The sequence below is a fragment of the Pseudonocardia sp. NPDC049154 genome (genome assembly GCF_040648315.1).
Classification (GTDB): domain Bacteria; phylum Actinomycetota; class Actinomycetes; order Mycobacteriales; family Pseudonocardiaceae; genus Pseudonocardia.
The window spans coordinates 34,529-48,642 of sequence record NZ_JBEZDN010000024.1 but is presented as its reverse complement, the minus strand read 5'-3'; the positions used below and the strand labels follow the sequence as shown (position 1 = coordinate 48,642).

Below are 14,114 nucleotides of genomic sequence, written 5' to 3'. Positions count from 1 at the left end.
AGCTCGGCCACCACCCCGACCATGGCGAAGTCCCCGTGCCGCCGGGCCACCTCGCCGACCGCGGCGCCCGAGCGCGGCGGCGTCGGCACTCACGGGGTCAGAGGGCGGTCATCCAGCCGTGGGTGTCCGTGCCGGTGCCCCGCTGGATGTCGGTGAGCAGGGAGCGCAGGCGCATGGTGACCGCACCGGGCTCGCCGTCCGCCACGCGGATGGAGCCGACGCCGGTGTTCTCGCTGAACTTGACGTTGCCGACCGGTGTGATCACGGCGGCGGTGCCGCAGGCGAACACCTCGGTGATGGCCCCGTCCGCACAGCCCACGAGCCACTCCCGCGCGGAGATCTTGCGCTCGGTGACCTGGCAGCCGATCTCCTTGCCCAGCGTGAGCAGCGAATGCCGGGTGACACCCTCGAGGATGCTGCCGGACAGCTCCGGCGTGACCAGCTCGGCCGACTCCCCGGAGCCGTAGACGAAGAACAGGTTCATCCCGCCCATCTCCTCGACCCAGCGCTTCTCCGCGGCGTCGAGGTAGGCGACCTGCGCGCACCCGTGCTGGGCGGCCTGGGCCTGCGGCAGCAGCGAGGCGGCGTAGTTCCCGCCGCACTTCGCGGTGCCGGTCCCGCCGATCGCGGCCCGGGTGAAGTCCGTGCACAGCCAGACGTCGACCGGCTTGACCCCGCCCGGGAAGTACGCGCCGGCGGGCGAGGCGATGAGCAGGAAGAGGTACGAGTCGGCGGGCTTCACACCCAGCCCGACCTCGGTGGCGATCATGAACGGCCGCAGGTAGAGCGACTCCTCGCCCCCGGCCGGGGGCACCCAGGCGCGGTCGACGTCGATCAGCTCGCGCAGCGCGGCCATGAACAGCTCGTCCGGCAGCTCGGGCATGCCCAGGCGCACTGCGGACCGGCGGAACCGCGCCGCGTTCTCCTCCGGCCGGAACGACGCGATCGTGCCGTCCGGCTGGGTGTAGGCCTTGAGGCCCTCGAAGATCTCCTGCCCGTAGTGCAGGACCATCGTCGCCGGGTCGAGCGCGATCGGCCCGTACGGCTCCACCGTGAAGTCGTGCCACCCCTCACCCGCGGTCCAGCGGATCGAGACCATGTGGTCGGTGAAGTACCGGCCGAATCCCGGCGCGGCCAGGATCTCGCTGCGCCGCTGGTCGGAGGCCGGCGCGGGGTTCGGGATGCGGGTGAACAGCGGCGCGTTCATGAATGAACGGTAACCCGCGGGGCAAGGAATGCGTCAGCCGGTCGGGTGTCCGATCATCGGACGTGCGACGGGACGAACGGCGGCTTGACCACCTGCGTCTCGAGCGCGCGGCCCCGGACGTCCACGGTCACGACGTCGTCGGCCGACACCCCCGCCGCGGTGTCGATCAGCGCCAGCGCGATGCCGGTCTTCAGCGTGGGCGAGAAGGTGCCCGAGGTCGTCACGCCGACCGGTTCGCCGCCGGCCAGGACCGTCATCCCGGCCCGCGGGATCCCGCGCCCGGTGGCCCGCAGGCCGCGCAGCCGCCGGGCCGGCCCGGCCTCGCGCTCGGCCAGCAGCGCCTCGCGGCCCCAGAACGCCGGCTTCGACCAGCCGACCGCCCACGAGCTGCCCGCCTGCACCGGGGTGATCTCCTCGCTGAGGTCCTGGCCGTGCAGCGGGTAGCCCATCTCCGTGCGCAGCGTGTCCCGCGCGCCCAGCCCGCACGGCCGCCCGCCCAGCGGCTCCGCACCGGCGAGCAGCCCGTCCCAGACCGCGGGGGCCTGCGCGGCCGGCACGAGCAGCTCGTAGCCGTGCTCGCCGGTGTAGCCGGTGCGGCAGACCCGGACGGCGCCGGCGTCGGCGAACGCCATGTAGTCCAGCCCGGAGACGCCGGAGAACCCGGCGAACATGGTGTGGAACAGCTCGGCGGAGCGCGGTCCCTGCACGGCGATCACGGCGAGCTCGCGGTGCCGGTCGACGATCTCGACGCCGGACGGCGCGGCCGCGCGCAGGAGCTCGGCGACCCGGGCGGCGTTGGCGGCGTTCGGGACCAGGAGGACCTCGTCCGGCCCGTCGAGGTAGGCGATGAGGTCGTCGACCACGCCGCCGGACTCCGTGCAGCACAAGGTGTACTGCGCCTTCCCCGGCGTGATCCTGCCCAGGTCCGCGGTGAGGCAGGAGTTCACGAAGTCCGCCGCACCCGGACCGCGGACCAGCAGCTTGCCGAGGTGGCTGACGTCGAAGACCCCGACCGCCTCGCGGACCGCGGTGTGCTCGGCCACGGTGCCGGCCGGGTAGGCGATCGGCATGGACCAGCCGCCGAAGGCGCCGAGGGTCGCCCCCAGCGCGACGTGCCGGTCGTGCAGCGGTCCCGTGATCAGCTCGTCGCTCACGGGCAAACCGTACCGAGGAGGCTGCCGCAGGACTCCGGCCTCGTCGGCACCCTCCTCAGGCCGCCTGCTCCCCCGGCGGTTCCTCCTGCTGCGGCGGCGGTCTCCGGCGGGCCCGCAGCGCCGACAGCTCGGACAGCCCCCAGCCCACCAGCAGGGCGCCGAGGGTGATCAGCACCGACGTCCGCGGCAGCAGCGCGGCCAGGCCGAGGCACAGCACGAACCCGACGGCCGCCACCCAGGCCGGGGTCCGCCGGTCGGGGACCCGCAGCGCGGCCGCGTGCACGAGCGCGTAGTGCAGCAGCATCGCGCAGGCCGACAGCGCGATGGAGGCCACCGGCCCCGCGAGCACGGCGACGAGGATCGCCAGGGCCGCGCCGACGACGTCGGACCGCCAGGGTGCGCCGCTGCCGCAGACCTTGGCGAACGAGCGCGGCAGGTCCTCCCGGGCCCCCATCTCCATGGCCGTGCGGCTGATCCCGAGCAACACGGCCACCAGCGTCGAGCCGGCGGCGGCCGCGGCGCCGATGCGCACCAGCACGCCCAGCGCGGGCGCCTGGCCCGTGTCGACGAGCGCGACCAGCGGCGCGTGCTCCTCGCCGATCCGGTCGGTGCCCAGGCCCATCAGCAGCGCCCCGGCGACGGCGAGATAGGTCAGCGTGCAGACGGCGAGGGCGATCGGGATCGCGCGGCGCAGGGTGCGGGCCGGGGTGCGGACCTCCTCGCGGTAGGTCGCCACGTTGGCGAACCCGACGAACGCGAAGAACACCAGCCCCGCGGCCGAGAGCACGCCCAGCGCACCCGGCGAGGCCTGTGGCACGGGCACCGCCACCCCGCGGGCCTCCCCGGCGGCCGTGACCGCCGCCGAGACCGTCTGCTCCCCGCCCGGCCCCAGCAGCCCGACGACCACCACCACGACCAGCACCGCGAGCGTCCCGCCGGCCAGCAGCCAGGAGGAGCGGGCGGTCGTCCGGACCCCGACGATGTTGAGCACGGTGGCCGCGACGATCACGACGATCCCGGCCACCAGCGGGTTCGACGGCAGCACGTACGCCCCGAACACGCCCGCGGCGGCCGCCGCCGAGGCGACCCCGCCGATCAGCAGCGTGACGCCGGCGAGCCGGCCCGCGACGGGGTGCAGGCGGTCCCGGGCCGCCACGTAGCCGGCCGTGTACCCGGCGGAGAAGGTCGCCCCGCCCGCGCCGCCCGCGAGCACCAGCTCCGCGGTCGACAGCACGCAGGTCCCCGCGACGACCGCGGCCAGCAGCACCGCCAGGAGCAACCAGGGCCCCGCGGCCGCACCGGCGGGGGCGAAGACGGCGAAGACCCCGGACCCGAGCATGGCGACGAGCCCGAGCACCACCACGTCGGCGGTACCCAGGCGGCGTCCGAGGGTCGTTGCCACGGTCACCACCATCGCATCCGACCCTGTGCGAAACGGCCCCGCGACGGTGTCATTAGCATTTCGAAGAGGTCTCGCCGGGCGCTCGGACCGCTCGTCGACGGGCGGTGCGGCGCCCCGGGCCCGGCGATGCCCACCCGCGCACGCCGCCCTGCCCCGCCCCGGGACCGCCGGCGGCGCCCGAACCCCGACCGAGGAGACCCGCCTTGACGACCACCGTCCCGCAGACCGGCACCCGCATCGGCGCCCTGGAGGGGCCCGCCGCCGCGGCCGAGGCCGACGTCCTCGTCGTCGGCCTGCTCCCGGGCGCGAACGGCAACGGCGAGGGCTCGAACGGGAACGGCGCCGAGCCGGTCCTCGCGCCCGGCGCCGAGGAGATCGACGCCGCCTTCGACGGCACGCTCGCCGGGCTGCTCGCGCTCGCCGGCGCCACCGGCAAGGTCGAGGAGGTCGTGAAGCTGCCCTCGCGCGGGGCGGTCGGCTCCCCGCTCGTCGTCGGGGTGGGCCTCGGCAAGCCGGACGAGTCCGGCGCGATCCCCGCCGACCAGGTGCGGCGGGCGTCGGGCGCGGTGGCCCGGGCCCTGGCCGGCAGCGGCCGCGTGGTCTGCACCCTGGGCGCGGTCGACCTGACCGCCGCCGCCGAGGGCGTGCTGCTCGGGGCCTACCGGTTCACCGCGTTCAAGGGCGACCCGACGGCCGGGAAGAAGCCGATCGCCTCCGTCGAGTTCCCCGGGGCCGACGCGGACGTGCTCGAGCACGCCTACGCCGTCGCCCAGGCGGTGAGCACCGCGCGGGACCTGATCAACACCCCGCCCAACGCGCTCTACCCCGAGACCTTCGCCGCGCGGGCCCGCGAGCTGGGCGAGGCCGCCGGGCTGGAGGTCGAGGTGCTCGACCACGAGGCGCTGGCCGCCGGCGGGTACGGCGGGATCCTCGGCGTCGGGCAGGGCTCGTCGCGGCTGCCGCGGCTGGTCCGGCTGCGCTGGTCGGGCGGGGAGAACCCCGCGAAGAAGGTCGCGCTGATCGGCAAGGGCATCACGTTCGACACCGGCGGCATCTCGATCAAGCCGGCGGCCGGCATGGACCACATGACCTCGGACATGTCCGGCGCCGCCGCGGTCATCGCGACCACCGTGCTCGCCGCGAGGCTCCAGCTGCCCGTCGCCGTGACCGCGACCGTGCCGATGGCCGAGAACATGCCGTCGGACACCGCGTACCGCCCCGGCGACGTCCTGTCGATGTACGGCGGCAAGACCGTCGAGGTGCTCAACACGGACGCCGAGGGCCGGCTGATCCTGGCCGACGCCATGGTGCGGGCGGCCGAGGACGACCCCGACTACCTCGTCGAGACCTCCACTCTCACCGGCGCGCAGATGGTCGCGCTGGGCACCCGCACCGCGGGCGTGATGGGCGCCGACGACTTCCGCGACCGGGTCGCCGCGCTCGGCCGGTCCGTCGGTGAGGACGCCTGGGCCATGCCGCTGCCCGAGCACCTGCGCGGCGAGCTCGACTCCCGCATCGCCGACCTGGCCAACGTCACCGGCAACCGCTTCGGCGGCATGCTCGCGGCGGGGATCTTCCTGCGCGAGTTCGTCGCCGACGGGCTGCCGTGGGCGCACATCGACATCGCCGGCCCGTCGTTCAACACCGGCGGCCCCTGGGGCTACACGCCCAAGGGCGGCACCGGAGTCCCGGTCCGCACCCTCGTCGCCCTCCTCGAGGACATCGCCGCCCACGGCTGACCCGCGGATCGCGCGGAGCTCCCGCGAGTCGGGAGTTCCGGCAGCGCGAGTCGGGAGCTCCGGCAGCGCGAGTCGGGAGCTACGCCGGGACTGTTTCGCGGCGGGCGCGGTGGAGGGCGCGGCGGCGGACCACCGCGGCGACGACCACGGCGGCGAGTGAGCACAGGGGCGAGGGGAAGCCGAGGAGCAGGCCCAGCGTCACGTCCACCACCGGTGCCGCGACGACCAGCGCGAACACCCAGGGCGGCGCGGTCGGAAGGGTGACCGGCCGCCCGCCACGGGTGCCCCACCGGGTGCGGCCGCCGGGCTTGGCGACCGACAGCCAGGCCTGCACGGCGATCGCGCCCGCCATCAACGCGGTGCCCACGACCAGGGCGGGCGAGACGCGCAGCGTGTCGGCGGCGGTGTTCAGCGCTCCCGACAGCACGAAGATCCCGAGGTAGAGCTGCATCAGGGTGATGACGAGCTTGGTCAGGACCCACCGGTGCACCGCCAGCCCCCACGCGGTGCCGAGCGAGAGCACCAGGCCGGTCGCGGCGGAGGTGTTGGCCAGCGGCGCGAGCAGCTGGGTGTCGAGGTGGTGGGCCGCCTCGACCGCCCACGGCGCACCGCCCCGCACGGCCGGGACGAGCAGCGCGAACAGGGCGAGAGCGCAGGTCATCCAGCCCACCGAGGACAGCAGGTGGACCCAGACGGCGAGCCGCCGCCAGGTCCGGGCGGGCCCGCGGGCGGAGGCGGACGGGCGCGACCGGGAGAGCGTTGCGGGAGGCACCTCCCGAGTCCATCCGCCGGGGACGGACCGGACATCCGGTGATCCCCCGGATCGGCGTTCGGGGCTCCCCCGAGGGCTACCCGCGGGTAGGGTCACGCCCGTGATCCGCCGCCGTGTCGCCCACCCGGTCCCCGCAGGCTCCCGCTCGGCCGTCGTCACCGGTGGCGCCCGCGGCATCGGCGCGGCGATCGCCCGCGAGCTCGCCGGGCGCGGCTACCGCGTCCTGGTGACCGACGTCGACGAGACCGCGGCGAAGGCGACGGCCGCGGAGATCGGCGGCGAGTCCGCCGCCTACGACGTCACCGACCCGGCTGCGGCGCACGCCGTCGCCGCCCGCGCCCGTGAGCTGGCGCCGCTCGGCGCGTGGGTGAGCAACGCCGGCGTCGGCACCGGCGGCCCGCTCGCCGACCTCACCGACGCCGAGGCCCGGGCCCTGGTCGAGATCAACCTGCTGGGCCCGGTGTGGGGCTCCCGCGCCGCGATCGCCGCGTTCCGCGAGCAGGACGGCGGGGGCGACCTCGCGATCACCGCCTCGCTGTCCGGGCTCGGGCCCGTGCCGGGCCTCTCCCTCTACGCCGCGACGAAGGCCGCCGTGCTCTCCCTCGCCTCCGCGCTGTCGGCCGAGGTGCGGGTCGACGGGATCCGGGTGCACGCGATCAACCCCGACGGCGTCGCGACGGCCCTGCTCGACACGATGGAGCCGCGGGCGCGGGCCCTCGTCCGCTCCGGCGTGCTGCTCACCCCGGACCGCGTCGCCACCGAGCTGGTCGGTCTGTTCGGCACCGGTCGCGTCTACAAGACTGTCCCCGGCTGGCGCGGCGCGATGATGCGGCTGACCGCCCTGGCCCCCGGCCCGCTGCTGCGCGCCGCGCCCCTGATGCAGGCGATCGGCGCCCGCAAGACACGGTAGGAGCGGCGGGAGCGGCACCTAGGAGCTGTAGCCGCCCAGCTCCCCCAGCCCCCGGCGGCGCTCCCGCTCGCGCAGCACCCGCTGCCGGGCGTCGTGGTCGCGCATCCGCCTCGGGTAGCCGACGAGCTGGACGTCGTAGACCGGGATCTTCAGTGACCGGGCGAGCTTGCGGGCGCCGTCCGGACCGGCGACCCGGCGCCGCGTCCACGCCCCGTCCTTGGCGACGAGGATCATCGTCGTCTCGGTCACGGCGGTGCGGGGCTCGACGAACGCCTCGACGCCCTCGCGCACCGCCGCCCAGGCGCGCAGGTGCTCGGCGTCCTCGGCCGCGGCACCACGCCGCCCACCGGCGCGCTTGCGGCCGAACAGTCCCATGAGCCCTCCGCTCCCTCGACGGTCACCCACCCAACGCGCGACCTGTCCGGATTTCTCCCGGACCTGTTCCAGCGACTGCGGTCGCCGAGTGACAAGATGGGGCCGCCCGGACGGAGCACCGGGTCACCGACGCCGCGAGTGAGGAGAACGGACGTGCCCGAACGGACTGCCGATCTGGTGATCCTCGGCGGTGGCTCCGGTGGTTACGCGTGCGCCCTGCGGGCCGCCGAGCTGGGCATGTCGGTGGTGCTGGTCGAGAAGGACAAGCTCGGCGGCACCTGCCTGCACCGCGGCTGCATCCCCACCAAGGCCCTGCTCCACGCGGCCGAGGTCGCCGACGCCGCCCGCGACGGCGCCAAGGTCGGCGTGCTCTCCCAGCTCATCGGCATCGACATGGCCGGGGTCAACACCTACAAGGACGGCGTCGTCGGCCGCCTCTACAAGGGCCTGCAGGGCCTGGTGAAGTCCCGCAAGATCGAGCTCGTCGAGGGCGCCGGCACCTTCCGCGGACCGCGCTCGGTCGAGGTGGACGGCACCACCTACACCGGGCGGAACGTCGTGCTGGCCACCGGCTCGTACTCCAAGACCCTGCCCGGGCTGGAGATCGGCGGCCGGGTCGTCACCTCCGACCAGGCCCTCACCCTCGAGGACGTCCCGCAGCGGGTCGTCGTGCTCGGCGGCGGCGTGATCGGCGTCGAGTTCGCCTCCGTGTGGCGCTCCTTCGGCGCGGAGGTCACCGTCGTCGAAGCCCTGCCCCGGCTGGTCGCAGGCGAGGACGAGTTCGCCTCCAAGCTCCTCGAACGCGCCTTCCGCCGCCGCAAGATCACCGCCAAGACCGGGGTCAAGTTCACCGGCGCCAAGCAGAAGGGCGACACCGTCACCGTCTCCCTCGAGTCCGGCGAGGAGATCGAGGCCGACCTGCTGCTCGTCGCCGTCGGACGCGGCCCGAACACCACCGGCCACGGCTACGACGACGCCGGGCTGGCCATGGACCGCGGGTTCGTCACCACCGACGAGCGGCTGCGCACCAACCTCGACGGCGTCTACGCCGTCGGCGACATCGTGCCCGGCCTGCAGCTCGCCCACCGCGGCTTCGCGCAGGGCATCTTCGTGGCCGAGGACATCGCCGGGCTCGACCCGGCCCCGATCGACGAGGCCGGCATCCCGCGGGTCACCTACTGCGAGCCCGAGGTCGCCTCGGTGGGGCTCACCGAGGCGCAGGCCAAGGACGAGTTCGGGGAGATCGAGACCCTGACCTACGACCTGGGCGGCAACGGCAAGTCCCAGATCCTGCAGACCTCCGGCGCGATCAAGCTGGTGCGCGCGAAGGACGGCCCGGTGGTCGGGATCCACATGGTCGGCGCCCGCGTCGGCGAACTCATCGGCGAGGCCCAGCTCGTCTACAACTGGGAAGCGGAGCCCGGTGACGTCGCCCCGCTCGTCCACGCCCACCCCACCCAGAACGAGGCGTTCGGCGAGGCACACCTCGCCCTGGCCGGCAAACCCCTGCACACCCACGGCTGAGGTCTCGAACAGACCACACCACCGCACGTCGAAAGAGGATCCGAGCAGACATGGCCTTCTCCGTCCAGATGCCCGCCCTCGGTGAGAGCGTCACCGAAGGCACCGTCACCCGCTGGCTCAAGGCGGAGGGCGACACCGTCGAGGTCGACGAGCCGCTGCTCGAGGTCTCCACCGACAAGGTCGACACCGAGATCCCGTCCCCGGTCGCCGGCGTGCTGCAGAAGATCGTGGCCGGCGAGGACGAGACCGTCGAGGTCGGCGGCGAGCTCGCCGTCATCGGCGACGCCGGCTCCGACGAGGGGTCCGCGCAGCCCGAGGCCCAGCCGCAGTCCGAGGCCGCCGAGCCCGAGGCGGAGCCGGAGCCCGCCGAGGAGCCGCAGGAGGCGCCGCAGGCCGAGGAGCCGCAGGAGGCCCCGAAGGCCTCGACCGGCAAGTCCTCCGGCGGCGGCACCCCGGTCACCATGCCCGAGCTGGGCGAGTCCGTCACCGAGGGCACCGTGACCCGCTGGCTCAAGCAGGTCGGCGACACCGTCGAGGTCGACGAGCCGCTGCTCGAGGTCTCCACCGACAAGGTCGACACCGAGATCCCGTCGCCGGTCGCCGGCACGGTCCTCGAGCTGTCGGTCGGTGAGGACGACACCGTCGAGGTCGGCGGCCGGCTGGCGGTCATCGGCGACGCCGACGCCGCGTCCGCCCCGGCCGAGGAGACGCAGCCGGAGCCCCCGAAGCAGGAGGCCCCCAAGCAGGAGGCCCCCAAGCAGGAGGCCCCGAAGGAGCCCGTCGAGGAGGAGCAGGCCGCCGCGGAGCCGGCGAAGCCGGAGACCGAGGACACCGCCCGCGCCGCCGAGACCGCGCCGGCCCCGTCGGGCAACGGCAAGGCCGAGACCAAGGGCACCTCCGCCCCGCCGTACGTCACCCCGCTGGTCCGCAAGCTGGCCGCGGAGCACGGCGTGGACCTCGACACCCTCGAGGGCTCGGGCGTCGGCGGTCGCATCCGCAAGCAGGACGTCCTCGCCGCCGCCGAGGCCGCGAAGGCCCCGGAGCCCGCCGCGGCCCCGCAGCAGCCGGCCGCCGCCGCGCCGAGCGCTCCGACCGGCGCCCCGAAGGAGCCCACGAAGGTGCCGGCGCGCGCCGCCGACGGGCCCCAGCCGGGCACCACGGTGAAGATGCCGCGCCTGCGCCAGGTCATCGCCCAGCGCATGACCGAGTCGCTCAAGGTCTCGGCGCAGCTGACCACCGTGCAGGAGGTCGACGTCACCCGGATCGCCAAGCTGCGGGCCCGGGCGAAGGCGGCCTTCGAGCAGCGCGAGGGCGTCAAGCTCACCTACCTGCCGTTCTTCGCGAAGGCCACGGTCGAGGCCCTCAAGGCCTTCCCGGCCGTCAACGCCTCGATCTCCGAGGACGGCAAGCAGATCGAGTACCACGGCAACGTCCACCTGGCGATCGCCGTCGACACCCCGCGCGGCCTGCTCGTCCCGGTGATCAAGAACGCCGAGGACCTGTCGCTGGCGGGGATCGCCCGCAAGATCGCCGACGTCGCGGCCCGCACCCGCAACAACACGATCAAGCCCGACGAGCTGTCCGGCGGCACCTTCACGATCACCAACATCGGCAGCGCCGGCGCGCTGTTCGACACGCCGATCATCAACCAGCCGCAGGTCGCGATCCTCGGCACCGGCGCGATCGCGAAGGAGCCGAAGGTCGTGGCCGGCCCGGACGGCGAGGACGTCATCGCCGTGCGGTCCGTCTGCTACCTGCCGCTGACCTACGACCACCGGATCGTCGACGGCGCCGACGCCGGCCGGTTCGTCAGCGCGATCCGCGCCCGGCTCGAGGAGGGCGCGTTCGAGGCCGAGCTCGGCCTCTGACGCCCGCCGCAACGTCACATCCGGAGGGGTCCCGCAGGTCGCGGGGCCCCTCCGGCCGTTCTCACGCACCCGTGTCGGCGTGCCCGGGTCGCGCGCTCCGGCCGGGTTCGGAAGGATCCGGGCCGTGCGCGTCGTCGTCGCCGGTTCGTCCGGCCTGATCGGAACCGCCCTGGTCGCCGGCCTCCGGGAGGCGGGCCACGAGGTCGTGCGGCTGGTCCGCCGCGCCCCGTCGGCCCCGGACGAGCGGGGCTGGGACCCGCCGTCGGGGGCGATCGACGAGGGCGCCCTCGACGGGGCCGACGCCGTGGTGAGCCTCGGCGGCGTCGGGATCGCCGACCGGCCGTGGAGCGGCGCGCGCAAGCAGGCCATCCGGGACAGCCGCAACGTCCCGACGGAGGTGCTGGCAACGGCCGTCGCCCGGGCCGGCGTCCCGGCCTTCGTCAGCGGCTCCGCGGTCGGCTACTACGGCGACGCCGGGCCGGACGAGATCGACGAGTCCGCGCCGTCGGGCGAGGGGTTCCTGGCCGAGGTCTGCCGGGACTGGGAGGCGGCCACCGCCCCGGCCGCGGACGCCGGCGCCCGGGTGGTCCGCCTGCGCACGGGCCTGGTCCTGTCGCCGGCGGGCGGGCTGCTGGCGCTGATGCGCCCGGTGTGGAAGGCGTTCCTGGGCGCGCGGATCGGCAGCGGCGAGCAGTACATGCCCTGGGTCTCGCTCGACGACGAGGTCGCGGCCATCCGGTTCGCCGTCGAGCACGACGCGCTGAGCGGCCCGGTCAACGTCACCGGGCCCACGCCCGTGACCAACAAGGTCCTGACCCAGACCCTCGCGAGCGCCGTCGGGCGGCCCGCGCCGCTGGTCGTCCCGGCCTTCGCGGTGAGCACCGTGCTCGGCGACATGGGCCGCGAGATGCTGCTGTTCTCGCAGCGGGCCGTGCCGCGCGCGCTGCTCGGCGCCGGCTTCACGTTCCGGCACACCACCCTCGCCGACGCGCTCTCCGCCGCCGTCCGGGCATGAGCCCGGACACGGACGTCGCCGTCGTCGGGGCGGGGATCGCCGGGCTGCGGGCCGCGCGGATCCTGCGCCGCCGCGGGCTCGACGTCACGGTCCTCGAGGCCGCCGACCGGGTCGGCGGCCGGATCGCGACGGACGTCGTCGACGGCTTCCGCTGCGACCGCGGCTTCCAGGTGCTCAACACCGCCTACCCCGCGCTGCGCACGGTCCTCGGGCCGGACGGGCCGGAGTCGCTGGCCATGCGGCCGTTCGTCCCGGGCGCGGCGATCCGGGCCGCCGACGGCTCGCTGCGCCGGTTCGTCAACCCGCTGCGCAGCCCGACCGGCACGCCCGCCTCGCTGCGCGCGCTTCCGCCCGCGGACCTGGCGAGACTCGCCGCGTGGACCGCCCGCGTGCTCGCGACCCCGCCGGGGCGCACCGCCCTCCGCACGGCCCGGTCGGCGGCCGCGGACCTGGCCGCCGCCGGGCTGGGCGGCACCGCCACCGAGACGTTCCTCCGGCCGTTCCTCTCCGGTGTGCTCGCCGACCGCGAGCTCGCGACGAGCGAGGGCTTCGTCCGGCTGGTGTGGCGTAGCTTCGCCCTCGGCCGGATCTTCGTGCCGGCCGACGGCATGGAGGCCCTCCCCCGGCGCCTGGCCGCCGGGGTACCGGTCCGGCTGGACACGCCGGTCGAGGCCGTGGCCGGCGGGCCCACCCCGGTCGTCCGGACGGCGGGCGGCGAGGTCACCGCCCGCGCCGTGGTCGTGGCGACGGACGCGGCCACCGCCGCGCGGCTGCTCCCCGGCCTCACCGCACCGGAGACCCACACGCTCACGACCTGGTACCACACCGTGCCGGAGCCTCCGGCCGACGAACCGGTCCTGCACCTCGACGGGACCGGCGGGCCCGTCGCCAACACCGTCGTCCTCACGGCGGCGGCCCCGGAGTACTCGGCTTCCGGCCGCCCGCTGGTGTCCTCGACGGTCGTCGGTCCGGCGATCCCCGAGCCCGAGGTGCGCCGCGAGCTGGCCCGGATCTACGGCACCGGTACGGACGACTGGGAGCTCGTGCACACCGCCGAGGTGCGCGGGGCGCTGCCCGCCTTCCTCCCCGGCCGCCCGGTGCGCAGCGGGGTGGCGCTCGGCGACGGGCTGTACGTGTGCGGGGACCACCGGGACACCCCGTCGACGCAGGGCGCCCTGGTCAGCGGGCGGCGGGCGGCCGCGGAGGTGCTGCGGGCCCTCGCCTGAGCGGCGGCTGTGACGTCCCCGTGGTGTGACCACACCCGCCCTGCCGCGCCGGGACGCGGGCGTACTCTGGGCCGGTGGCCAGCCAGGGAACCTCGTGCCGCCGCTCCCCCAACCCCGTTCGGGTGGACCTGCTCGGCACGGTCGACTACCTCACCGCCTGGGACGTCCAGCGCGCCAACGCCGAGGCGCGGCGTTCCGGCACCGGACCGGACGTGCTCATGCTCCTCGAGCACCCGTCGGTGTACACCGCGGGCAAGCGGACCCGCCCCGAGGACCGTCCGACGGACGGCAGCCCCGTCATCGACGTCGACCGCGGCGGGCGGATCACCTGGCACGGCCCGGGTCAGCTCGTCGGCTACCCGATCGTCTCGCTGGGCGAGCCCCTCGACGTCGTCGACTACGTGCGGCGGTTGGAGGAGGCCCTGATCGCGGTCTGCCACGGCCTCGGCGTGAGCACCGCCGGCCGGGTCGACGGCCGCAGCGGCGTGTGGCTCCCGGCCGACGACCTGCGCCCCGAGCGCAAGATCGCCGCCATCGGCGTCCGGGTGCAGGGCGGCGTGACGCTGCACGGCTTCGCCCTCAACTGCGATCCCGACCTCGCCGAGTTCGGCCGGATCGTGCCCTGCGGGATCACCGACGCCGGCGTGACCTCGCTGTCCGCCGAGCTGGGCCGCGAGGTGACCACGGACGAGGTGCTCGCGAGCGTCACGGACGCGGTGCTCGCCGCCCTCGAGGGCGCCCTGCCGGTCCGCGACCACGTCGTCGCGCGGCGCGAGGTCCCGGTCGCCGCGGACGTCGCCGGCCTGGACCTGCAGCTGCACCCCTCGCTCCACTGACCCCGTGAGTGGCGATGGTCGCTCGGGGGGGACACGCCCCGACACGCCGGATGAGAAGCAACCAGCAACCCCCCGACGGCCCCGGT

12 protein-coding genes are annotated in these 14,114 nt (G+C 75.3%); 7 read left to right on the top strand and 5 right to left on the bottom strand.

Features of this window, described 5'->3' with window-relative positions; all coding sequences use genetic code 11:
• Window positions 1-97: 97 nt before the first annotated feature.
• The 3 genes from AB0B41_RS14960 to AB0B41_RS14950 are packed head-to-tail and all read right to left on the bottom strand — an operon-like array spanning window position 98 to window position 3,763.
• Entirely contained in the window at window positions 98-1,207 is a 1,110-nt protein-coding gene (locus AB0B41_RS14960; RefSeq protein ID WP_358203138.1) for a branched-chain amino acid aminotransferase, read from the bottom strand.
• Window positions 1,208-1,260: 53 nt separating this feature from the next.
• Complete coding sequence (gene gcvT, locus AB0B41_RS14955; protein ID WP_358203136.1) at window positions 1,261-2,361, bottom strand: glycine cleavage system aminomethyltransferase GcvT; 1,101 nt, start codon at window positions 2,359-2,361, stop codon at window positions 1,261-1,263.
• Window positions 2,362-2,416: 55 nt separating this feature from the next.
• A complete protein-coding gene (locus AB0B41_RS14950) occupies window positions 2,417-3,763 on the bottom strand; it encodes an APC family permease (RefSeq protein WP_358203134.1) in 1,347 nt (448 codons plus the stop codon).
• 236 nt (window positions 3,764-3,999) lie between these two features.
• Between AB0B41_RS14950 and AB0B41_RS14945 the strand changes: the two genes are divergently transcribed.
• Entirely contained in the window at window positions 4,000-5,502 is a 1,503-nt protein-coding gene (locus tag AB0B41_RS14945) for a leucyl aminopeptidase (RefSeq protein ID WP_358203187.1), read from the top strand.
• Between the two features lie 79 nt (window positions 5,503-5,581).
• Here the strand turns inward: AB0B41_RS14945 and AB0B41_RS14940 are convergent, their stop codons facing one another.
• On the bottom strand, window positions 5,582-6,274 hold the full coding sequence (locus AB0B41_RS14940) for a hypothetical protein (RefSeq protein WP_358203132.1): 693 nt from the start codon (window positions 6,272-6,274) through the stop codon (window positions 5,582-5,584).
• Window positions 6,275-6,374: 100 nt separating this feature from the next.
• Here AB0B41_RS14940 and AB0B41_RS14935 point away from each other — a divergent pair, with 100 nt between their 5' ends.
• Window positions 6,375-7,184: an SDR family oxidoreductase gene (locus AB0B41_RS14935; RefSeq protein ID WP_358203130.1), complete on the top strand. Its 810-nt coding sequence runs from the start codon at window positions 6,375-6,377 to the stop codon at window positions 7,182-7,184.
• Window positions 7,185-7,202: 18 nt separating this feature from the next.
• Here AB0B41_RS14935 and AB0B41_RS14930 read toward each other — a convergent pair whose 3' ends face one another.
• Window positions 7,203-7,559: an oxidoreductase gene (locus AB0B41_RS14930; RefSeq protein WP_358203128.1), complete on the bottom strand. Its 357-nt coding sequence runs from the start codon at window positions 7,557-7,559 to the stop codon at window positions 7,203-7,205.
• Between the two features lie 153 nt (window positions 7,560-7,712).
• On the opposite strand from AB0B41_RS14930, the gene lpdA reads away from it, so the two are divergent.
• From lpdA to lipB, 5 genes are all read left to right on the top strand, one after another.
• Window positions 7,713-9,083 (top strand): dihydrolipoyl dehydrogenase, encoded by a 1,371-nt coding sequence (lpdA, locus tag AB0B41_RS14925; protein WP_358203125.1) that lies wholly within the window; start codon window positions 7,713-7,715, stop codon window positions 9,081-9,083.
• A 50-nt stretch (window positions 9,084-9,133) separates the two neighbouring features.
• The gene (sucB, locus tag AB0B41_RS14920; RefSeq protein WP_358203123.1) at window positions 9,134-10,951 is read left to right on the top strand and encodes a 2-oxoglutarate dehydrogenase, E2 component, dihydrolipoamide succinyltransferase; all 1,818 of its coding nucleotides are present in this window, start codon (window positions 9,134-9,136) and stop codon (window positions 10,949-10,951) included.
• A 124-nt stretch (window positions 10,952-11,075) separates the two neighbouring features.
• The gene (locus AB0B41_RS14915; RefSeq protein ID WP_358203122.1) at window positions 11,076-11,966 is read left to right on the top strand and encodes a TIGR01777 family oxidoreductase; all 891 of its coding nucleotides are present in this window, start codon (window positions 11,076-11,078) and stop codon (window positions 11,964-11,966) included.
• Complete coding sequence (locus tag AB0B41_RS14910; RefSeq protein ID WP_358203120.1) at window positions 11,963-13,192, top strand: FAD-dependent oxidoreductase; 1,230 nt, start codon at window positions 11,963-11,965, stop codon at window positions 13,190-13,192. The genes AB0B41_RS14915 and AB0B41_RS14910 overlap by 4 nt, the downstream gene beginning before the upstream one ends.
• A 74-nt stretch (window positions 13,193-13,266) precedes the next feature.
• Complete coding sequence (gene lipB / locus AB0B41_RS14905; RefSeq protein WP_358203117.1) at window positions 13,267-14,028, top strand: lipoyl(octanoyl) transferase LipB; 762 nt, start codon at window positions 13,267-13,269, stop codon at window positions 14,026-14,028.
• Window positions 14,029-14,114: the final 86 nt, after the last annotated feature.

Excerpts from the sequence above, each read along its gene's own strand:
- AB0B41_RS14960 (WP_358203138.1), bottom strand. The coding sequence starts at position 1,207 with ATGAACGCGCCGCTGTTCACCCGCATCCCGAACCCCGCGCCGGCCTCC.
- AB0B41_RS14930 (WP_358203128.1), bottom strand. The coding sequence starts at position 7,559 with ATGGGACTGTTCGGCCGCAAGCGCGCCGGTGGGCGGCGTGGTGCCGCG.
- sucB (WP_358203123.1), top strand. The coding sequence starts at position 9,134 with ATGGCCTTCTCCGTCCAGATGCCCGCCCTCGGTGAGAGCGTCACCGAA.
- AB0B41_RS14910 (WP_358203120.1), top strand. The coding sequence starts at position 11,963 with ATGAGCCCGGACACGGACGTCGCCGTCGTCGGGGCGGGGATCGCCGGG.